Origin of the sequence: Staphylococcus sp. EG-SA-15 (genome assembly GCF_017151895.1) — a bacterium.
Classification (GTDB): Bacteria; Bacillota; Bacilli; order Staphylococcales; family Staphylococcaceae; genus Staphylococcus; species Staphylococcus aureus.
Genome location: NZ_JACVZN010000014.1, coordinates 1 through 19,770, shown reverse-complemented (window position 1 = coordinate 19,770; position 19,770 = coordinate 1). Strand labels below are relative to the sequence as shown.

Genomic DNA, 19,770 nt, shown 5'->3' with positions numbered 1-19,770 from the left:
ATGAATTTGGCTAAACGCATATTACAAGGGGAACAATTAACAAAAGAGACTGTATTGAAAATTTATGAGGATACTAATATTGATACCTTAGATTTATTAAATGAGGCGTACATTTTAAGAAAACATTATTTTGGTAAAAAAGTAAAATTAAACATGATTTTAAATGCTAAAAGTGGTATATGTCCTGAAAATTGTGGGTACTGTGGACAATCACGAGATATTAAACAAAAACAGCGATATGCTTTAATTCCAGAGGAACAAATTATCGATGGAGCAAAGGTGGCACATGATAATCATATTGGAACATATTGTATTGTTATGAGTGGTAGAGGACCGAGCGATAAAGAAGTTGATCATATTAGTAATACTGTAAGAACGATTAAATCTCAACACCCGCAACTAAAAATCTGTGCATGTTTAGGATTAACGAATGACGAACAAGCTAAGAAACTTAAGTCAGCTGGTGTAGACAGATATAACCACAATATTAATACAAGTGAAAATTACCATGATAACGTCGTGACAACGCATAGTTATAAAGATAGAACAGATACGATAGAACTAATGAAAGCGAATAATATATCACCATGTTCTGGCGTGATTTGTGGTATGGGAGAATCTAATCAAGATATTGTTGATATGGCATTTGCTTTAAAAGAAATGGATGCCGACAGTATTCCGATTAATTTTTTGCATCCAATCAAAGGCACAAAGTTTGGAAGCATGGATGATTTAACACCAATGAAATGTTTAAGAATCGTAGCATTATTCCGATTAATCAATCCTACGAAAGAAATTCGTATTGCTGGAGGAAGAGAGGTCAACTTACGTTCGTTACAGCCATTAGCATTAAAAGCGGCGAATTCAATATTTGTCGGTGATTATCTAATTACTGGTGGGCAACCGAACCAATTAGACTACGATATGATTAATGATTTAGGCTTTGAAATTGATTATGACACTTGTGAAAATAAGGAAAACAAGAATGAAGTTTCAAGAGCAAATTGATTTATTACAACAGAAAGGGTTATATCGGTCGCTTAAATCGGTAGGGTATATAGATAGACAGTATATTGAAGTAGAAAATAAGAGATGTACGAACTATACATCTAATGATTATTTAGGATTAGGTCAAATAGCGTTTGATAAGGATGATTTCGAAAGATTTATGCGGAAGTATAGTTATCACTTATCAAGTTCAAGATTAATTAGTGGAAGTTCGACAGCTTATGAAGAAATTGAAACAATGTTAGCAGGTTGGCTCGGATATAGTGCATGTACTATCTTAAATAGTGGTTATGATGCTAATTTGGCGTTATTTAATATTTTCAAAAATACAAATTGTGTCGTGTTTTCAGATCAAGAAAATCATGCGAGTATTATTGACGGTATTAAGTTAAGTGGTTTAGAAAAAGTGATATATAAGCATTTAGATATTGCTGATTTAGAAAAAAGGTTAGAGAAATACCCTAATCAAAATATACCAAAAATAATCATATCTGATAGTGTATTTTCAACGAATGGCGACGTTGTGGATATTGGTCAATTAGTCTCATTAAAGCATAAATATAACGCAACACTGATACTCGATGTTTCACATAGTTTTGGAATAGAGAATTACTCGAATTATCAAGGTGTAGATATACTCACTTCTAGTTTATCTAAAGCATGTGGTGCATACGGGGGTGTGATTTTAAGTTCAAATGATGTGAAGGATATGTTAATTAATCACGGTAGACCACTCATCTACTCAAGTAGTTTGCCAATTTATAATTTGTATTTTATAAAAAGAAACATTGAAAAGTTAATAAATGCTGATGATAGACGCACTAAATTAAATAGTTTGAGTAAATATTTTAACCAAAAGTTAAAAGCACTCAATGTTAATTATAATAGTTCAAACTCGCCGATTAAGTTTATTGAGTTTGATGACATAGAAGCGGCTGAGAACATTCATCAAACATTATTAAAGCATCATGTGTTTACAAGTTATTTAAGGTATCCAACTGTGACTAAGCCAATGTTAAGAATATCATTGTCGTATTTTCATACTGAACAAGATATAGATAGGTTGTTTGAAATTTTGCATCAAGAAGATTGAGGTGATCGTCATGTATAGTATAAAAATGCGTTCTAGCAATCAAGATGTTCATATTAGTGGTGCTGAAACGATTTGTGAGTTTGACAAAATAGAACAGACGGTACAAAGGTTTTATAATAAAGGTTTTTTTCATGAAAATGGGCAACCGGATTTTCTCAATATAAAAATACAAAAAATCATGGAACCGATTCAACAAATAAAAGCATTACAAATTATTGAGGATGATAAAGCAAATCTCCAACATTTAACACAAGAATGTGGTGTCACTGAACAAGCGCTAAATCAAGGGATGACATATATTAAAAATGAAACGGTTTATACAGGAGCTATTATTCTATCTGCTATATCTGGTAAACGTTTAGATTCATTTGGACAAAGGGGGATTAGGGCAACACATTTTTCGTTTGAAGATATAAATAATAAAGGTGATCTTAATGAAAGAGTGACTGATGCCTTAGCAATTGCTAGTTGTATCAATGCGCATCCGTATGTCAAAGGAGAACTTTGCGTGTCCGATGACTTAACGTATACGACAGGTTATTTTGCCGCTGCTAAAATTGGTTACCATCGATTATTTGATATTAAACCAGTTAATACGAGATATGGAGGCAGAATAATATTTGTGGACGATTGTATTGATTTAAATCATTACATATCATTTTTAGAAAGCACACCGAAGCAAGTTGTTTATGAAACGGTATAGGGGTTTTAGTATGACATCAAAAGATATTACTCAAATTAGTGTCATTGCTGCGATTTTAACCATTTTGGCAGTTTTGAAAATACCGTCCATTATACCAGGATTAGATTTTCAATTATCTGCACCGGCAGCATTATTGATATTAGCTTTCTTTGGAATTAAAAAGTACTTTTTAGGTGGGCTTTTATCAAGCTTATTATTGCTGATATTTGGCGTATTTAATCCAATTAATGTGATTATTTCTATTATATTTAGAGTTATAGCTATTGCAGTTGTTTATTTATTGAAAATAAATGTACTATCATTAGTTTTAGCAAGTGTATTAGGCAGTTTGGTATCTAGGCTACTATTATCTATTATTTTAAATTTACCAGTGTGGGTAGTGTTGTTAAACGCGATTCCAGGCGTAATATTCACTTTAATTGTAGCTATTCCTTTATATCTCACATTGAGAAAAAGAATGGCAGTCTTACTAAGATAATAAATCAAAACACGGTCGTCACAATTACTGTTGGCGACCGTGTTTTACTAGCTATTTATTGTTTTCAGTTTCTTTTGTATCTAACAATTTCACTTTGTGATTTTCCCAATCAATTTCATATGTTGATTTAAATGTTCTAGTTTTAAAGTTTTTATAATTTGCGCCTGCCCAGTAGAAGCCATTCCAACGAATTTGGTATAAATCCATTTCACGTTGATAAGTTACTGTAATTTTAGATTTTTTAGCGCCATCTTGTCTGTGTGATAGTACGCTTAAAAATTCTGGATTGAAGTTACTTCTAGATAATAATGGCATTTGGTGTTGCGCTATGAAGTTTTGGCCAGCGTATGCACTGCTTTGTCTGCCAGCTAAGAAGAGTTCATTACCATATGTTGGGTGGAAGCTATCTCTTCCATAAGGTCCCCAACCATTATTCATAATTTTATGTGCTTCAACTCCCCAGCCAACATTTTTATAATTTGTGTTGCGACTTAATGTTGTTCTGTAACTTTCTTGTTTATAATTAATTGTTTCAGAAAAAGCTGTATTTCCATTAAGTCCACCAGATAAACCATTAGAGATACTAATGTCACCACCAAATGTATAGCCTAAAGTATTTTGAACTTGAAACTCTTCATTTTGATTTTTTGGTGCATAATCAACGACGTTTACTGAATCATTAGATTGTGAGCTTATAGATACATTGTATTTAGCTCCCCAATATAATTTTGAAAAGTCATAGTCATTAGGATTAGGTTTCACAAAGCCTGAGTTAATATTCCCAGTAGCTTTAAGTACTAAAGTATCTTTATCATAACTTTTATCTTTGATGAAATTAAATGTTAAAATCTGTGAAATTTTAAATTTATCAGAATCTGCTGTGGCTGTTGTTTTGTATAAAGTAACTTTGTCATCGACTTTTTTTACGCTGACTGGTGTTATTTTACCTTCAGCATTAGCAGTACCAGAAAGTAATAATAATGCCATAGATGTAGCAACGGATGATTTGACTAATTTATTCATTTTCATATCAATTCTGTCCTTTCACCTTGATTTCATGAGTCTTCCAATTGACCTCGTATTTCACAGTATAGTTTCTATTTACAAATGCATTATGGACTCTATGTCCGTCTAAATAACTGTTGCCATAATGCGTTGATCTTTTAATGGCATGAGTGACATCCATGTTTCTTCCGTAAGTAATTTCAAATTCGCTTGTATCGCTTGAACCTTTTTCATGAGATACTGTGGCGATAAATGAAGGGTTAAATCCACTTTGTACAAGAGGTGGTAACTCACTGTCTGGAACGAAATAATCTCTAGGATCTTTACTATGAGGTTTGTAGCCTACAAATAAATCGCTATCAAAGGCTGATTTTTGACCTGATTCAGTGGCGAATGAATTCGCTTTGACGCCCCATAAAACACTTTTTGAGTTTTGTTGTTCTACTTCACTTACATAATTTTGTTGTGTATAGCTAATAGATTTAGAATAGTTAAATGATCCATTACCACCGAGTGATGGGGCTGATTGGAAATTACCACCGATATTGTATCCTAATGTCTGACTCACGTTTGTAGATTCAATTTTATTTTTAGGTAAATAATTAATTAAAGAAACATATTTATCATTTGTTTTCAAACCAATGTTATATTGGAATGGCCATCGCATGGCTTTAACATGATTAGTTTTTTTATAGTTGTAATATGTTGTTCTAGAGCTAATGAATCCTTGCATCTTTAATATCAAAGCATCTTTGTTATATTTTTTATCCTTCACAAAATCAAATTGAATATTTTGAGTCACGCCCCATTTATTACTTGTTTTATCTTCTGTCCTTTTGATAATTTCTATATCGCTTCCTTTACCGATGTCTTCAGTATCGTTAGCAGCTTTAGCATTTTCTAATAACGGATTGGCAAGAGGGGCAAGTAAGCTCACAGATAAAGTTGTAGCTAATATTTTATTTTTAAGCATAAGTTTCACTTTCTTTCTATAATTTTATTTAACTTAATTAAATAATAATATATTTTGGACGTTATTATAATTAACTGTTCATTAACAATTGACCATTATCAACTTTTTTTACAATTAAGTTAAAAATGCCATAATTCCGTTCGATTTAACCTTTTTTGTTTGGAATGCTAAAAGCTAATTTTGTGAGAAATATAGTTAATAAAACCTTGGTATTGTTGACAGTTGTAAACAATTTAAGGTAACCGATTGCACGAATGTCTTGCTTTCTTTTTTAATTAATGTTTGTAAAATACAAATTGTGCTTTTTTACGATTTTTGATGAATCCATCTAAAAATTAATTGTTTATTAACTTGAGAATATTTATTTAAGCTTTCAAGTTAAATTGTTTCATTTGTATTATTTGTGTATCTACTATGGTTCGATACTTTATTCTTATAAAAATCAGTTGTTATTATTAAATTTAATGTACGATAAAATAATTTAATGTTATGAGGCTGATTCAATATGTTAAAAAATCCTGAGACAAGTATGAAGTGTCCCAGGATTTTTTAAAATGATTGAACTGTTTACTTAGGTGTGATGCTTTTAATTTTTACTTCATGTGTTTTCCAGTTCACTTCATATTTAACTGTAACGTTTCGGTTTTTAAAAGCATCATGTTTTCTATCAACGGCTAAACGATGTCTTGTCACGTAAGCATATGTAGCATCCATGTTTCTGCCGTAAGTGATTTCAAACTCGCTTTTATCACCTTTACCTCTTTCGTGTGACAATGTTGTAATAAATGATGGATTAAAGCCACTTTGAATTAAAGGAGGTAGTTGATTATCTGGGACGAAATAGTCTCTTGCTGCTGGACCAGTTGGGTCTTGTGCAAATAAGTATTGATCATATGCAGATACTTGACCATTCGGTGTAACGAATGAATTTGCTTTCACTCCCCATTTAACACCTTTAGAGTTCTGACTTTCTACTTCAGTAACATAGTTTTTTTGATTATAACTAATTGTTTTAGAGTAGTTGAATGAGCCACTGCCTCCGATTGATGGCGCTGATTGGAAGTTTTCGCCGATATTATAGCCTAATTTCTGACTAACATCTGCTGAATCAATTTTATTTTTAGGAAGATAATTGATTAAATCAACATTAGAGTCTTTCGTTTTCAAACTGATATTATATTGAAATGGCCATATCATTCTTTTAATATATGGATATTTTTTTAAGTCTGAATATGTTGTTCTAGAGCTGATGAAGCCTTGCATCTTAACAACTAGGGCATCTTTGTTATATTTTTTATCTTTTACAAAATCAAATTGAATGTTTTGAGTTATAGCTAATCGTTTGCTAGTAATGTCTTGTGTTCTTTTGATGATTTCTGCACCTTGACCGATATCTTCTATCTTATTTTCTGCTTTAGAAATTTCTATAAATGGATTGGCTAAAGGGGCTATTAAACCAACTGCTAAAGTTGCTGTTAATATTTTATTTTTAATCATAGAAATCACTTTCTTTCTATTTAATTTTAAGTTCATATATATAATAATCTATTTGTAAGCGTTTTCGAATTAACTGTTCGTTAAAAGTTAATTACTATCAACATGTATTGAAGAGACATTTTTAGCATTGTTAAATAATGTTTTTGCATTATGTTATGTTTAAAAGATTTATTGGTCGCAGGCGTTTATATAGCTACATAACTATGTTTTGCAAGTCTTATTCTATTGAATTGTTGTTTAATTATGGTGCATGTAGTGGAAGAGGAATGGATTGCGCAATAGTTTGTGAAAATTTGAAGTTAATAAAGTTGAGCTGATTCAACTAAATGATGAACTATTCGTTAACGATGTAAGGATTATTTAACAAGTTGCAGGTAAAAAAGTGGGCTGACAAGTAGCGAAGAAACATTTAATTGATGGAAAATGAAAAAGAACCGCAGATTCGATTGAGAATCAACGGTTCTTTTTAATCACGGTTTATTACGAAAATTATTTAAAAAATGATGTAAAACTAGAGAAGATGTTTTTGATTGATTATTTCCAGAATGAAAATAAATTACTTAATGTATTTTTGATTGATGATGCAGTTTCTTGAGCTTTAATAGCTGTTTTTACTAATGTTGGGTTTTGGTAGAAAGTATATAATACTTTACCAGTATTGATTGACTCAGTTACATAGTTTCTTACTTGTGCATATGATTTAGCTAAGTAGCCGTTTTTATCATCAACTTTCAATGGTTGGATGTAAGATTTAGAACCACTACCTAGTACTGTTAATACTGTTTGATCAATCGCACCTTTGTATTTATAGTACGTATTATAGTAGTACTTTGCTGTATCATATTTTTCTTTATAGCTTTTATAAGTATCTGTTAAATACTTGTAACCATAGTTAAATGAATCTTTTAATGATTGGTAGTAACCTAATAATTTAGATTGAGGAACCTCAACTTTTGGTGATTGGATTTGAGGGACTTCAACTTTTGGTGATTCTGCTTTAGGTTTTTCAATTTGTGGTGATTGAATTTGAGGAGCCTCAACTTTTGGCGCCACTTTCTTTTCAGCATCTTTTTGAGCTACTAATGCGTCTAATTGTTTCTGTAAATGCTCTTTTACATCCATAGGTGCTTTGTTAACTTCACGTTGTGCTAAACGTCTGTTTTCAATTGAATCTTTTACATTTAATTTTGAGATTGCATCATTTGCTGATTTCACACGCTCATCATGACGAACGATTGCTTTTTCAATTGAAACTTTTTCTACAAAGCGGTTATTTTTATCACGTAAATCTTTAGGTAATTTTGAGTTAGCTTCATATGCTGCTGATTTATCGTGTGGTGCTTTGTTATCTTGGAAATCTTTAATTGCTTTATCCGCATTTTCAATATTTTGACGTTCTTTAGCTTTAGAAGATTGTACTGATTCTACCCAAACTTGTTGGCTTCTATCAGGGTTTTCTTTAATTTGTGCAATGTAATTATTTTTTTCTTGTTCAGTTAAGTTATCATTTTTAAGAACATTGTAAAAAGCGTTTTGTTGTGCAACACGTCGGTCTGGGTTCTTGCTGTCTTTAAGTGATTCAGAGAATACTTCTTGTGCACGTTCTGGGTGTTCGCGTAATGTTTTGATGTATTGGTTACGTTGTTCTTCTGTGATACCTTTTAGATGTAATACTTGATAAAAAGCTTTTTGTTGATCTGTTACGTAGTTGTTTTGAGTTGTTTGGTGCTTAGTTGAAGTTTGTTGCGTGTTTTCACTCGCTTTTGCTTCCCCATTTGAAATCATTGTAGCTAAAGTAATTGTTGCTGCCCCAACTAGCAACTTCGAGATATATTTATTTTTCATGTGTATTCCCTTTCTTTTTACATATTAAATTTATTGTATGCTTTTAGAATTTATCACATGAGAATACAAATGGAAATTAACTAATTATTAACTAATGTTAACTAATAGATTAACTAGTGTTAACTATGTAAAAAAGCGTTTAATTCAGAACATTCAGCGTATTTTAAGTAAGGAAGTACTATATGGAGAAATGCAATAGTTTGCTAATAAATAGAGGAGAAAATTGTCTTTCGAAGAGAGTTTGGTAGAGTAGAAATCTCATTTGATTTGTCACTGATGCACTTTTTCTTCTATATAATTAGGTCACGACATTAGATAGCTTCGCAACTCATGCATTGGGTCCCAACATAGAAACTTTCGAGACGAAAGTTAACAAACAGGGAGAGTTGGGTGCCTTTCTAGCTCATAAAATTCGCAGAAAATAAAGGAACGCATTAGTTAGCTTCGCTACTAATGCATAAGCCTTTCTAGCTCATAAAATTCGCAGAAAGGCTAAAAATTATTTTTAGGGGTTGCGAATGAATAAATTAGTTTAATTTTATAAAAAATTATAAAAATTAAAAACGTTGTAAATTTAAAATAAATCATTCATAATATTGTTACTATACTAATTCAAGGTGGTTCAACGCATGTCTCATAATGAAAATCTTAAATTGGCGCAACGCGGTGCTTATTTGAGTTTAATTGTATATATAATCTTATCTATTGTTAAGTATGTCACGGGTTTTGTCTTTAACTCTGCAGCTGTAAGAGCCGACGCATTAAACAATATGACAGATATTATCGTTTCTTTAGCTGTTATTATTGGATTGAAAATTTCAATTAAACCTGCCGATCGAAATCATCCTTATGGCCATTTGAAGTCTGAAAATATTTCTTCATTATTGGTGTCATTTGTCATTATGTTTGTAGGTATCCAAGTAGTTATTCAAAATGCACCTCGTTTGTTCAAAGAAGATGACGTTGTACCTAACGCAATAACAATTATCGTCAGCTTAATCAGTGGTCTTGTAATGTTGATTGTATTTGCAGTCAATCAAAGACTAGCGAAAAGAACGAAAAGTAGTTCTTTAAATTCGGCTGCCAAAGATAATTTATCAGATAGTTTAGTCAGCATTGGAACAGCGATAGGATTAATTTTTACGCAAATCGGTTTCCCAATTGTCGATATTATTTTAGCAACATTACTAGGCTTACTAATCGTTTATACTGGTTTTGGTATTTTTAAAGAAGCAATTTTTATGTTGAGTGATGGTTTCAATGAAACTGAATTAGAAGCGTATCGCAATGATATTTTAGAAGTTGATGAAGTACAAGAAGTTAAAAGTATTAAAGGGCGTTACCATGGAAGTAGTGTGTTTATTGATGTCACAATTGTTGTAGATGCTAACCTTTCCTTAGTAGAAGCGCATCAAATTTGTGACAATGTCGAACATCATTTGCACAAAAAAGGTATTTCCTCAGTATACGTTCACCCAGAACCAGACCATCTATAATGTATTTAAACGTCTTCATAGATATATAAATATCTGAGGAGGCGTTTTTATTACATTTATTTTTAGGTGCACCTAAAAATATTTTTTAAACCTTAGAAAAATGGCGAACAAAGGTGTATAATATGATTTGTTATTAGGTGGTTATTGATTCATTTATGAATTAAAAAATGAAAATGGGGAATAGAATTTATGTATTTAATGTCTAGTGATAATTGATTTAATCATTGAATTTTAAAACATATTGAAAAGAAAATTACTAAGATTAAATCATCTTAAAATATCCCTGAAATAACGTCCTAAAGATTAAAGGAAAGAGGTTATAAGTTATGCCAAAATTAATTTTATGTCGTCATGGACAAAGCGAGTGGAATGCTAAAAACTTATTTACTGGATGGGAAGATGTTAATTTATCTGAACAAGGTATTAATGAAGCGACTAGAGCAGGTGAAAAAGTAAGAGAAAATAACATTGCCATCGATGTAGCTTTTACATCGTTATTAACACGTGCTTTAGATACAACGCATTATATTTTAACTGAATCTAAACAACAATGGATTCCTGTATATAAAAGCTGGCGTTTAAATGAACGCCACTATGGTGGATTGCAAGGCTTAAATAAAGATGATGCTAGAAAAGAATTTGGAGAAGAACAAGTACATATTTGGCGTCGTTCTTATGATGTGAAACCGCCTGCTGAAACCGAAGAACAACGTGAAGCTTACTTAGCTGATCGTCGATATAATCATTTAGATAAACGTATGATGCCTTATTCTGAAAGTCTGAAAGATACTTTAGTTCGAGTGATACCATTTTGGACAGATCATATTTCACAATATTTGCTAGATGGTCAAACGGTATTAGTTTCTGCACACGGAAATTCAATTCGCGCATTGATTAAATATCTTGAAGATGTGTCAGATGAAGATATCATTAATTATGAAATTAAAACAGGTGCACCGCTTGTTTATGAATTAACGGATGATTTAGAAGTTATAGATAAATACTACTTATAAAAAAAGAGCTGCATGTACACAAGGAGTGAGTGTATATGCAGCTCTTAAATATGTGAAGTAATGTAAGGAAATAGTTAAGTATAGAGTTTATATTAACGAGCTAGGGATACTCGAAAATATAGTTAGACATACAATATAGTCAAATTAAAACAATTATTTCGCTCTTTTATGTTGCTTAATAATCTTTAAAGCACGCTTTCTTGTTTTAATGTTAGGGCTATTTAAATTACGACGAGCAGTCTGTAAATCTAATTTCATCTCTATCCCTCCTTGTAAATATATTATGACCGATAACTACTCATATGTAAATAGTAATGATTACGTTTTAAAGAAATTGTAATAAAGTCGTGCTAATTTTTTTGAAAATGGGTATAATTACCGGATATCTAAAAATGAGTGTCGTTTTTTAGATGGTGAGGGGGGAAGCTTTAAATGTCGAAGAAACAAAAATTAACGATGATTATTACTATGCTGATGGGTGGATTTTTTGGATTATTAAATGAAACACTATTAGTGACGGCTTTACCAAGTATTATGAAAGACTTTGAAATTTCATATACACAAGTTCAATGGCTGACAACAGCTTTTTTATTGACTAATGGGATTGTTATTCCTTTGTCCGCGCTTGTTATACAACGTTATACAACAAGACAAGTGTTTTTAGTGGGTATTTCTATCTTTTTCTTAGGTACATTACTCGGCGGCTTGAGTCCGCACTTTGCAACATTATTAGTTGCTAGAATTATTCAGGCGTTAGGCGCAGGTATTATGATGCCATTGATGATGACAACGATCTTGGATGTTTTCCAACCGCATGAACGCGGTAAATATATGGGGATATTTGGTTTGGTAATTGGTTTAGCACCAGCTATTGGACCTACTCTTTCAGGTTACCTTGTTGAATATTTTAACTGGAGATCGCTTTTCCATGTTGTCGCTCCAATTGCAGCTGTTACATTTTTAATTGGATTTAAAACGATAAAAAATGTTGGAACTACAATTAAAGTACCTATTGATTTTATTTCTGTCATTTTTTCTGTACTAGGTTTCGGCGGGTTATTGTATGGAACGAGTTCAATTTCAGAAAAAGGTTTTGATAATCCTATCGTATTAGTATCTATGATTGGAGGCGTTGTTTTAGTCGCATTATTTGTATTACGTCAATATCGGCTATCAACACCATTATTAAATTTTGCTGTATTTAAAAATAAACAATTTACAGTTGGTATCATTATTATGGGTGTCACAATGGTATCGATGATTGGTTCGGAAACGATTTTACCTATCTTTGTGCAAAATTTATTGCATCGTTCAGCTTTAGATTCTGGATTAACTTTATTACCAGGAGCAATTGTTATGGCATTTATGTCGATGACTTCGGGTGCTTTATATGAAAAGTTTGGTCCTAGAAAGCTTGCTTTAGTAGGTATGGCGATTGTTGTTATTACTACGGCTTATTTTGTTGTAATGGATGAACAAACATCAACAATCATGTTGGCAACAGTTTATGCGATTCGAATGGTTGGTATCGCGTTAGGATTAATTCCAGTAATGACCCATACGATGAATCAATTAAAGCCAGAAATGAATGCACACGGTTCATCTATGACAAACACAGTACAACAAATTGCTGGTTCTATCGGAACAGCTGCATTAATTACTATTTTATCTCATGCAAGCAAAAACTTTTCTCCAACAATGTCAGACTATAATGGCATGAACAAAATTGATATGATGAATCAAATTAAAGTTGATACGATGTTGCATGGTTATCACGCTGGATTTTTATTTGCATTATTGATTACAGTTGTTAGTTTCTTTTGTTCATTTATGTTACAAGGGAAGAAAAAAGAAGTTGATTCTCGTCAATAAATATAAGTTGCTAGCTATATAAAGCTTTTTAGCAAAAGTTCAACATATTGACTTATCCGGCATTTCAGATTAAAATATTTTTATTCCGATTAGAATAATAAGAATAAGGAGGTATATTCTATGAAAAGACTTTTATTTGTGATGATAGCTTTCGTTTTCATATTGGCTGCATGTGGAAACAATTCGTCGAAAGACAAGGAAGCTAATAAAGATAGCAAGACAATTAATGTTGGTACTGAGGGGACTTATGCACCATTTAGTTTCCATGATAAAGATGGTAAATTAACTGGTTACGATATTGATGTTATTAAAGCAGTGGCTAAAGAAGAAGGTTTAAAACTTAAATTTAATGAAACTTCTTGGGATTCTATGTTTGCAGGTTTAGACGCGGGGCGTTTTGATGTAATCGCGAACCAAGTGGGTATAAATCCTGATAGAGAAAAGAAATATAAATTTTCTAAGCCTTACACATTCTCAAGTGCTGTTTTAGTTATTCGTGAAAATGAAAAAGATATTAAAGATTTTGATGATGTTAAAGGTAAGAAGTTAGCACAAACATTCACATCTAATTATGGTAAATTAGCTAAGGATAAAGGTGCTGATATTACAAAAGTTGATGGCTTTAACCAATCAATGGATTTATTATTGTCTAAGCGTGTTGATGGTACATTTAATGATAGTCTGTCATACTTGGATTATAAAAAACAAAAACCTAATGCTAAGATCAAAGCAATCAAAGGTAATGCTGAACAAAGTAGATCTGCATTTGCATTTTCTAAAAAAGCAGATGATGAAACAGTTCAAAAATTCAATGATGGCTTGAAAAAAATCGAGGAAAACGGTGAATTAGCTAAAATAGGTAAGAAATGGTTTGGTCAAGATGTTTCTAAATCTAAATAGCGAACAACAACATGCGCTAGATGCTGCAAAACAAGCTTTCGGACCTATGCTAGAAGGTTTGGTCAAATATTCAATTCCTATTACATTAGTTACATTTGTTTTAGGATTGATTATTGCATTATTTACAGCATTAATGCGAATTTCAACGAGTAAAATTTTAAGAAGTATTTCACGTGTCTATGTATCTATTATTCGAGGAACACCAATGATAGTACAACTATTTATCATATTTTATGGTATTCCAGAATTAGGTAGATTATTAACAAATGACGCTGACAACCAATGGACATTGGCACCTGTAGTGGCTGCTATTATTGGTTTATCATTAAATGTAGGTGCGTATGCTTCGGAAATTATTCGTGGCGGTATTATTTCTATACCGAAAGGACAAACAGAAGCTGCATATTCCATCGGTATGACGTATGGTCAAACGATACAACGTATCATTTTACCGCAGGCAATTCGAGTGTCGATTCCTGCACTAGGTAATACATTTTTAAGTTTAATCAAAGATACATCATTATTAGGATTTATTTTAGTGGCTGAAATGTTTAGAAAAGCTCAAGAAGTTGCGTCTACAACATATGAATATTTAACAATTTATGTGTTAGTTGCGCTAATGTACTGGGTGGTATGCTTTATTATTTCAATTATCCAAGGTATCTATGAATCTTATATTGAAAGAGGGTATCGCTCATGATTCAATTGAACAATATCCATAAATCATTTAATGATGTTGAAGTCATCAAAGGTATTGATTTATCTGTTGAACAAGGTGAGGTTGTAACCTTAATCGGTCGATCTGGTTCAGGTAAAACAACATTGTTACGTATGATTAATGCATTAGAAATTCCAACTGAAGGTACAGTTTATGTTAACGGCAAAACATATACATCTAAAGATAAAAAATCACAAATAGAAGTTCGTAAACAGTCTGGTATGGTATTTCAAAGTTATAACCTTTTTCCGCATAAGACGGCATTAGAAAATGTAATGGAAGGTCTTATCACAGTTAAAAAGTTGAAAAAGGATGAGGCACGTGGGAAATCACTTGAGTTACTTGAGAAAGTTGGTTTAACACATGTCAAAGATCAACGTCCACATGCATTATCAGGTGGTCAACAACAACGTGTTGCTATTGCAAGAGCACTAGCAATGAACCCTAAAGTGATGTTGTTTGATGAACCAACATCTGCACTTGATCCTGAACTTGTGAATGATGTTTTAAAGGTTATTAAAGATTTGGCTAATGAAGGCATGACAATGGTCATTGTGACACATGAAATGCGTTTTGCTAAAGAAGTATCTAATAACATTGTATTTATTCATGAAGGCATGATCGGAGAACAAGGGGCTCCAGAAGAGATGTTCAATCGTCCGAAAACAGAAGAATTAAGACGTTTCTTAAATGTTATAAATGAAGAATAATCAAATAGAACCACGTATCATGTTTTAGTATGGCGATGAAGCCATATACATGATGCGTGGTTCTTTGTTATGTTGTCATAATCTTGGAGCGATATTTTAACGACGTTTATGATTTAAATACTGCTGAATTTTGTAAAACATTGGTTTGATAGGCTTAATAAAGTCACCGATATACTCTTCTACATGTGCGTTAAAACCTTTTTTGAATTGTTGGACGCCATAGTCTTCTGATGACTCTGAAAAGTCACCGGTAATACCATAAAAATTATAGCGATCAATATGATGCGCTTTAGCAAACTTAATCATTTCCCACTGCAAATGGTAGGCACCCATATAAGCATTATATTTAGGGTTTGAACCACTAGATAAGTAATAAACTTCATGCTCATTGTAGATAAATAAAGCAGAAGCTAAGTTTAAGACTGCACCATCTTGTTCAATTTGTTCTATTGTATTGTCGATTTTACGCTTATTGCTATTTAGCTGTTGTTCTAGCTGTGTGCGTTTCGTTTTATTTTTCTTTGAATTAGGACTTTCTTCCAATGCTTCTTCAACACCTGAGAGTTCAGCTGTTAATTGTTGTTGCTTTAATTGTAACGTTTTTAAATACTCGTTTAAATCAATATACGCCAACTTTAACATGGCGTGGTCATCGTATAACTTTTGCATTTCTTCAAAGTATGGTAACTCACGGAATTTGAAACCGTGCTTTTCCTCAGCCATATGGAATAAGTCGAAAAAAGTTTGCGTTTCATCAATCGTTAACGTTTTAGTTTTGACACCAATATCATATGTTTTTTTAATATTACGTCTCGTTTGATAATCCATTTCTTTTAAAAGTTGGTCTTCAGTCTTATCTTTTAAATCTAACACTGACAGCCAACGGATTTGGCTCATTGAATCATAACCTACAGGGAAACCTTGGTGTTTATAACCTAATTTATCCATTGTTCTAACAAATGCTCGGTTATCATAAGATTTAACAATTTCACCGTCTGCATTGCGTAAATTTTCAATTAAATATGGATCTACAAGGACATATAAACAATTGTGTTTCTTTAAATATGACGTTAATGCTTTAAAGAAAAATGCTACTAATGATTGATTTGTATAATCCATCACTGGCCCGCGATGTGTATAAAAATATTTGAAAAATTTAAGTGTGCGTGCTTCTATCAATAAGCATCCTGCAATCACTTGACCATTGTCATCTTTAACCCCTACAAGATGCACATCGCCTTTTAAATCAACTCTATGATTGTAATGAATAGCTGATTGTGTGTAATGTGAAAAATGCTTTGTTGTAAACGCATTGAACTCATCCGAAGTCAACGTTACAAAGTTCATTTTATCCCATCCCTCTCTGAATTGAACTGTAATTTTTGAATTTATTAATAATGCTATTTTTTTATTTTATCAAAAACTGATTACAAATACACATAGAAAATGAAATATATTTTTCTTTGACTATACATAACTGTTATTTCTTTGGATATTTATATTAAATGCATTGGTAGTAGTTGTAGCGCATTAATGTTTGACGGTGTATAGTATTAATTATATTGAAAGTTAGTTGGAAGTTGATAGTAGGAGTGGGAGCATTGAAGCGATTTGTGGCGACGGTATTATTATTACTAGTCTTTATATCAGGATGTGGTAATGATAAATATGTGAAAGAAATAGATGAAGCAGTTAAAATTCAAAATCAAAAACAAGAACAACTTGCCAAAAAAGGCAACGGTGATCGTGTTGATCATTTTGAACGCAAAGATGCTAATATTTATGTCTATGATAAGGATAAAATTATCATTTTAGCTTATAAACCTTTGAGTAATGATGATGAAGTGCATTATTATGCATATGATTTTAGTGATAAACGTGTATCATATAAGCAAGATTTTGATTCGAGACGATATTATCAACAACATGATGCGGATTATCATGAAGAAAATATGACGAACTAGATATGAACAGGAGTTATTATGACTAAAAAATTACTAACATTATTTATAGTGAGCATGTTAATTTTAACAGCTTGCGGTAAAAAAGAATCAGCAACGACATCCTCGAAAAACGGCAAACCATTAGTTGTCATATATGGCGACTATAAATGTCCTTATTGTAAAGAATTAGATGAAAAAGTCATGCCAAAGTTGCGTAAAAATTATATAGATAATCACAAAGTGGAATACCAATTTGTCAATTTAGCTTTCTTAGGTAAAGACTCAATTGTTGGTTCGCGTGCGAGTCATGCAGTATTGATGTATGCACCTAAATCATTTTTAGATTTTCAAAAGCAATTATTTGCTGCCCAGCAAGATGAAAATAAAGAATGGTTAACAAAAGAACTATTAGATAAACATATTAAACAACTGCATTTAGATAAAGAGACGGAAAATAAAATTATAAAAGATTACAAGACAAAAGATAGCAAGTCTTGGAAAGCTGCAGAGAAAGATAAAAAAATAGCGAAAGATAATCATATAAAAACGACACCAACTGCATTTATTAATGGCGAGAAAGTTGAAGATCCATATGATTATGAAAGTTATGAGAAGTTATTAAAAGATAAAATAAAATAGTCTTAATTGTTGAGATAAGTAAGTGATATCAATTTATTAGGACAATATGAAAAGGCAATTTCTATTAGCGATATGATAGAGATTGTCTTTTTAATGTATGAAGTCTAAATAGGTAGAAATTATCATGTAAACATTGTTTAGTAGGGAATCAGTACAGGATAGGTATTGATTCTTCCCCGTGCGAAATCTTGATTAGTAGTTTTTTTCTGTGTCGCTTGTTTTATTGTACAGATATTTGTACAATTGAGGTGTGTTAAAAGGAGGCGATAAATATGATTATTAAAAATTATTCATACGCTCGACAGAATTTAAAGGCACTTATGACAAAAGTAAATGATGATAGTGATATGGTAACTGTAACATCTACTGATGATAAAAACGTAGTAATCATGTCAGAATCAGATTATAACTCCATGATGGAAACACTTTACCTCCAACAGAACCCAAATAATGCTGAACACTTAGCTCAATCAATTGCAGATCTAGAACGTGGGAAAACTATAACGAAAGATATAGATGTATAATGGCTAGGTTAAATATTACGTTTTCGCCTCAAGCCTTTGAAGATTATAAGTATTTTCAGCAGAACGATAAAAAAATGGTGAAGAAGATTAATGAGTTACTTAAAAGTATTGACAGAAATGGTGCATTGGAAGGTATAGGTAAGCCTGAAAAGTTAAAATCGAATCTGACTGGGTATTATAGTAGACGTATCAATCACGAACATAGATTGGTTTATACAGTAGATGACAATCATATAAAAATAGCATCATGTAAATACCATTATTAAATCTAAAAGTCACACTATAAAAATAGGGTAAGTTATTTTAGGACAATATGAAAAGGCAATTTCTATTAGCAATATGATAGAGATTGTCTTTTTTTCTTATATTATGACGTTCGTAAATACTATAAAGTTTTCTGTATCATATTTGTACAATAGTCATGTATTAGATAAAACGAAAAGTGGTAAATACCTAAAGTATGATTCGACTTTATATTATTTATAAAAACAGTGCTTGTATTTTAAGTAGCATGAGTATATAATTTTAAAACGTAAAGATTACTATTTAGGAGGGTGACTATGAAAAAGAAATTAGGTATGTTACTTCTTGTACCAGCCGTAACTTTATCATTAGCCGCATGTGGGAATGATGATGGAAAAGATAAAGATGGCAAGGTAACAATTAAAACGACAGTTTATCCATTGCAATCATTTGCAGAGCAAATTGGTGGAAAACACGTGAAGGTATCATCAATCTATCCAGCAGGGACAGATTTACATAGCTATGAACCAACACAAAAAGATATATTAAGTGCAAGCAAGTCAGACTTGTTTATGTATACAGGGGATAATTTAGATCCGGTTGCTAAGAAAGTTGCATCTACTATCAAAGATAAAGATAAAAAACTGTCTTTAGAGGATAAATTAGATAAAGCAAAGCTTTTAACTGATCAACACGAGCATGGTGAAGAGCATGAACATGAGGGACATGATCATGAGAAAGAAGAACATCATCATCATGGTGGATATGATCCACACGTATGGTTAGATCCTAAAATTAACCAAACTTTCGCTAAAGAAATTAAAGATGAATTAGTGAAAAAAGATCCAAAACATAAAGATGACTATGAGAAAAACTACAAAAAATTAAACGACGATCTTAAGAAAATTGATAACGATATGAAGCAAGTTACAAAAGATAAGCAAGGTAATGCAGTATTCATTTCACATGAATCAATTGGATACTTAGCTGATCGTTATGGTTTTGTTCAAAAAGGTATTCAAAACATGAATGCTGAAGATCCATCACAAAAAGAATTAACTAAAATTGTTAAAGAAATTAGAGATAGCAATGCTAAATATATTCTTTACG

Annotated in this window: 23 protein-coding genes and 1 pseudogene; 18 read left to right on the top strand and 6 right to left on the bottom strand. The window is 31.7% G+C overall.

Features of this window, described 5'->3' with window-relative positions; all coding sequences use genetic code 11:
- The 4 genes from bioB to IDG64_RS07810 are packed head-to-tail and all read left to right on the top strand — an operon-like array spanning position 1 to position 3,282.
- Positions 1–1,008 carry a biotin synthase BioB gene (gene bioB / locus IDG64_RS07825; RefSeq protein WP_001046646.1) on the top strand — a complete coding sequence of 336 codons (1,008 nt, stop codon included), beginning with the start codon at positions 1–3 and terminating at the stop codon, positions 1,006–1,008.
- Positions 986–2,101 (top strand): aminotransferase class I/II-fold pyridoxal phosphate-dependent enzyme, encoded by a 1,116-nt coding sequence (locus IDG64_RS07820; RefSeq protein WP_000671751.1) that lies wholly within the window; start codon positions 986–988, stop codon positions 2,099–2,101. The genes bioB and IDG64_RS07820 overlap by 23 nt, the downstream gene beginning before the upstream one ends.
- A gap of 10 nt (positions 2,102–2,111) precedes the next feature.
- Entirely contained in the window at positions 2,112–2,804 is a 693-nt protein-coding gene (locus tag IDG64_RS07815; RefSeq protein ID WP_000286875.1) for a 6-carboxyhexanoate--CoA ligase, read from the top strand.
- 10 nt (positions 2,805–2,814) lie between these two features.
- Positions 2,815–3,282 carry a QueT transporter family protein gene (locus IDG64_RS07810; protein WP_000200945.1) on the top strand — a complete coding sequence of 156 codons (468 nt, stop codon included), beginning with the start codon at positions 2,815–2,817 and terminating at the stop codon, positions 3,280–3,282.
- A gap of 51 nt (positions 3,283–3,333) precedes the next feature.
- On the opposite strand, the gene hlgB is transcribed toward IDG64_RS07810, so the two are convergent.
- The 4 genes from hlgB to sbi all read right to left on the bottom strand — a co-directional run bounded on the left by hlgB (position 3,334) and on the right by sbi (position 8,602).
- Entirely contained in the window at positions 3,334–4,311 is a 978-nt protein-coding gene (gene hlgB / locus IDG64_RS07805) for a bi-component gamma-hemolysin HlgAB/HlgCB subunit B (RefSeq protein WP_000783428.1), read from the bottom strand.
- Position 4,312: 1 nt separating this feature from the next.
- On the bottom strand, positions 4,313–5,260 hold the full coding sequence (gene hlgC / locus IDG64_RS07800) for a bi-component gamma-hemolysin HlgCB subunit C (RefSeq protein WP_000916704.1): 948 nt from the start codon (positions 5,258–5,260) through the stop codon (positions 4,313–4,315).
- Positions 5,261–5,827: 567 nt separating this feature from the next.
- Complete coding sequence (hlgA, locus tag IDG64_RS07795; RefSeq protein WP_000594514.1) at positions 5,828–6,757, bottom strand: bi-component gamma-hemolysin HlgAB subunit A; 930 nt, start codon at positions 6,755–6,757, stop codon at positions 5,828–5,830.
- A 534-nt stretch (positions 6,758–7,291) separates the two neighbouring features.
- Positions 7,292–8,602, bottom strand: a complete 1,311-nt coding sequence (gene sbi / locus IDG64_RS07790) for an immunoglobulin-binding protein Sbi (RefSeq protein ID WP_000792572.1) — start codon at positions 8,600–8,602, stop codon at positions 7,292–7,294.
- A gap of 94 nt (positions 8,603–8,696) precedes the next feature.
- Here sbi and IDG64_RS07785 point away from each other — a divergent pair, with 94 nt between their 5' ends.
- The 3 genes from IDG64_RS07785 (at position 8,697) to IDG64_RS07775 (ending at position 11,111) form a co-directional block, all read left to right on the top strand.
- The gene (locus IDG64_RS07785) at positions 8,697–8,801 is read left to right on the top strand and encodes a hypothetical protein (RefSeq protein ID WP_001789935.1); all 105 of its coding nucleotides are present in this window, start codon (positions 8,697–8,699) and stop codon (positions 8,799–8,801) included.
- A 430-nt stretch (positions 8,802–9,231) separates the two neighbouring features.
- Positions 9,232–10,098 (top strand): cation diffusion facilitator family transporter, encoded by an 867-nt coding sequence (locus tag IDG64_RS07780; RefSeq protein ID WP_000019127.1) that lies wholly within the window; start codon positions 9,232–9,234, stop codon positions 10,096–10,098.
- 326 nt (positions 10,099–10,424) lie between these two features.
- Positions 10,425–11,111 carry a 2,3-diphosphoglycerate-dependent phosphoglycerate mutase gene (locus IDG64_RS07775; protein ID WP_001125208.1) on the top strand — a complete coding sequence of 229 codons (687 nt, stop codon included), beginning with the start codon at positions 10,425–10,427 and terminating at the stop codon, positions 11,109–11,111.
- 153 nt (positions 11,112–11,264) lie between these two features.
- Here the strand turns inward: IDG64_RS07775 and IDG64_RS07770 are convergent, their stop codons facing one another.
- On the bottom strand, positions 11,265–11,369 hold the full coding sequence (locus tag IDG64_RS07770) for a putative metal homeostasis protein (RefSeq protein ID WP_000762708.1): 105 nt from the start codon (positions 11,367–11,369) through the stop codon (positions 11,265–11,267).
- 174 nt (positions 11,370–11,543) lie between these two features.
- Here IDG64_RS07770 and mdeA point away from each other — a divergent pair, with 174 nt between their 5' ends.
- The 4 genes from mdeA (at position 11,544) to IDG64_RS07750 (ending at position 15,311) form a co-directional block, all read left to right on the top strand.
- Positions 11,544–12,983, top strand: a complete 1,440-nt coding sequence (gene mdeA / locus IDG64_RS07765) for a multidrug efflux MFS transporter MdeA (RefSeq protein ID WP_000038960.1) — start codon at positions 11,544–11,546, stop codon at positions 12,981–12,983.
- A gap of 120 nt (positions 12,984–13,103) precedes the next feature.
- Positions 13,104–13,883, top strand: coding sequence for a transporter substrate-binding domain-containing protein (locus IDG64_RS07760; RefSeq protein WP_000825921.1), 780 nt, complete (start codon positions 13,104–13,106; stop codon positions 13,881–13,883).
- Entirely contained in the window at positions 13,864–14,583 is a 720-nt protein-coding gene (locus tag IDG64_RS07755) for an amino acid ABC transporter permease (RefSeq protein ID WP_000479576.1), read from the top strand. The genes IDG64_RS07760 and IDG64_RS07755 overlap by 20 nt, the downstream gene beginning before the upstream one ends.
- A complete protein-coding gene (locus IDG64_RS07750) occupies positions 14,580–15,311 on the top strand; it encodes an amino acid ABC transporter ATP-binding protein (protein ID WP_000615461.1) in 732 nt (243 codons plus the stop codon). Before IDG64_RS07755 ends, IDG64_RS07750 begins: the two co-directional genes overlap by 4 nt.
- Positions 15,312–15,407: 96 nt before the next feature.
- Here IDG64_RS07750 and fmhA read toward each other — a convergent pair whose 3' ends face one another.
- Positions 15,408–16,658, bottom strand: a complete 1,251-nt coding sequence (gene fmhA, locus IDG64_RS07745; RefSeq protein ID WP_001012218.1) for a FemA/FemB family glycyltransferase FmhA — start codon at positions 16,656–16,658, stop codon at positions 15,408–15,410.
- 254 nt (positions 16,659–16,912) lie between these two features.
- Between fmhA and IDG64_RS07740 the strand changes: the two genes are divergently transcribed.
- The 7 genes and pseudogenes from IDG64_RS07740 to IDG64_RS07710 form a co-directional block, all read left to right on the top strand.
- Positions 16,913–17,275: a DUF4467 domain-containing protein gene (locus tag IDG64_RS07740; protein WP_000819843.1), complete on the top strand. Its 363-nt coding sequence runs from the start codon at positions 16,913–16,915 to the stop codon at positions 17,273–17,275.
- A gap of 18 nt (positions 17,276–17,293) precedes the next feature.
- A complete protein-coding gene (locus tag IDG64_RS07735) occupies positions 17,294–17,893 on the top strand; it encodes a DsbA family protein (RefSeq protein ID WP_000162810.1) in 600 nt (199 codons plus the stop codon).
- Between the two features lie 27 nt (positions 17,894–17,920).
- Positions 17,921–18,001 carry a hypothetical protein gene (locus IDG64_RS07730; RefSeq protein WP_223197974.1) on the top strand — a complete coding sequence of 27 codons (81 nt, stop codon included), beginning with the start codon at positions 17,921–17,923 and terminating at the stop codon, positions 17,999–18,001.
- A gap of 164 nt (positions 18,002–18,165) precedes the next feature.
- Positions 18,166–18,417, top strand: coding sequence for a type II toxin-antitoxin system Phd/YefM family antitoxin (locus IDG64_RS07725; protein WP_000584499.1), 252 nt, complete (start codon positions 18,166–18,168; stop codon positions 18,415–18,417).
- Positions 18,417–18,683 carry a Txe/YoeB family addiction module toxin gene (locus IDG64_RS07720; protein ID WP_000113262.1) on the top strand — a complete coding sequence of 89 codons (267 nt, stop codon included), beginning with the start codon at positions 18,417–18,419 and terminating at the stop codon, positions 18,681–18,683. The genes IDG64_RS07725 and IDG64_RS07720 overlap by 1 nt, the downstream gene beginning before the upstream one ends.
- Before the next feature lie 34 nt (positions 18,684–18,717).
- Positions 18,718–18,783 (top strand): annotated as a pseudogene (locus IDG64_RS07715) (hypothetical protein); the annotation flags it as partial.
- A gap of 194 nt (positions 18,784–18,977) precedes the next feature.
- Positions 18,978–19,770 (top strand): metal ABC transporter solute-binding protein, Zn/Mn family (locus tag IDG64_RS07710; RefSeq protein ID WP_206171299.1); only part of this gene is annotated, 793 nt, incomplete at its 3' end.

What these genes read in the sequence shown, in the direction of transcription:
- IDG64_RS07750 (WP_000615461.1), top strand. Translation starts at nt 14,580, where the DNA reads ATGATTCAATTGAACAATATCCATAAATCATTTAATGATGTTGAAGTC.
- IDG64_RS07775 (WP_001125208.1), top strand. Translation starts at nt 10,425, where the DNA reads ATGCCAAAATTAATTTTATGTCGTCATGGACAAAGCGAGTGGAATGCT.
- IDG64_RS07810 (WP_000200945.1), top strand. Translation starts at nt 2,815, where the DNA reads ATGACATCAAAAGATATTACTCAAATTAGTGTCATTGCTGCGATTTTA.
- IDG64_RS07755 (WP_000479576.1), top strand. Translation starts at nt 13,864, where the DNA reads ATGTTTCTAAATCTAAATAGCGAACAACAACATGCGCTAGATGCTGCA.
- hlgA (WP_000594514.1), bottom strand. Translation starts at nt 6,757, where the DNA reads ATGATTAAAAATAAAATATTAACAGCAACTTTAGCAGTTGGTTTAATA.
- IDG64_RS07725 (WP_000584499.1), top strand. Translation starts at nt 18,166, where the DNA reads ATGATTATTAAAAATTATTCATACGCTCGACAGAATTTAAAGGCACTT.
- IDG64_RS07820 (WP_000671751.1), top strand. Translation starts at nt 986, where the DNA reads ATGAAGTTTCAAGAGCAAATTGATTTATTACAACAGAAAGGGTTATAT.
- fmhA (WP_001012218.1), bottom strand. Translation starts at nt 16,658, where the DNA reads ATGAACTTTGTAACGTTGACTTCGGATGAGTTCAATGCGTTTACAACA.
- hlgB (WP_000783428.1), bottom strand. Translation starts at nt 4,311, where the DNA reads ATGAAAATGAATAAATTAGTCAAATCATCCGTTGCTACATCTATGGCA.
- IDG64_RS07780 (WP_000019127.1), top strand. Translation starts at nt 9,232, where the DNA reads ATGTCTCATAATGAAAATCTTAAATTGGCGCAACGCGGTGCTTATTTG.
- IDG64_RS07760 (WP_000825921.1), top strand. Translation starts at nt 13,104, where the DNA reads ATGAAAAGACTTTTATTTGTGATGATAGCTTTCGTTTTCATATTGGCT.
- sbi (WP_000792572.1), bottom strand. Translation starts at nt 8,602, where the DNA reads ATGAAAAATAAATATATCTCGAAGTTGCTAGTTGGGGCAGCAACAATT.
- IDG64_RS07770 (WP_000762708.1), bottom strand. Translation starts at nt 11,369, where the DNA reads ATGAAATTAGATTTACAGACTGCTCGTCGTAATTTAAATAGCCCTAAC.
- mdeA (WP_000038960.1), top strand. Translation starts at nt 11,544, where the DNA reads ATGTCGAAGAAACAAAAATTAACGATGATTATTACTATGCTGATGGGT.
- IDG64_RS07815 (WP_000286875.1), top strand. Translation starts at nt 2,112, where the DNA reads ATGTATAGTATAAAAATGCGTTCTAGCAATCAAGATGTTCATATTAGT.
- IDG64_RS07735 (WP_000162810.1), top strand. Translation starts at nt 17,294, where the DNA reads ATGACTAAAAAATTACTAACATTATTTATAGTGAGCATGTTAATTTTA.
- IDG64_RS07720 (WP_000113262.1), top strand. Translation starts at nt 18,417, where the DNA reads ATGGCTAGGTTAAATATTACGTTTTCGCCTCAAGCCTTTGAAGATTAT.
- hlgC (WP_000916704.1), bottom strand. Translation starts at nt 5,260, where the DNA reads ATGCTTAAAAATAAAATATTAGCTACAACTTTATCTGTGAGCTTACTT.
- IDG64_RS07785 (WP_001789935.1), top strand. Translation starts at nt 8,697, where the DNA reads ATGTTAACTAATAGATTAACTAGTGTTAACTATGTAAAAAAGCGTTTA.
- bioB (WP_001046646.1), top strand. Translation starts at nt 1, where the DNA reads ATGAATTTGGCTAAACGCATATTACAAGGGGAACAATTAACAAAAGAG.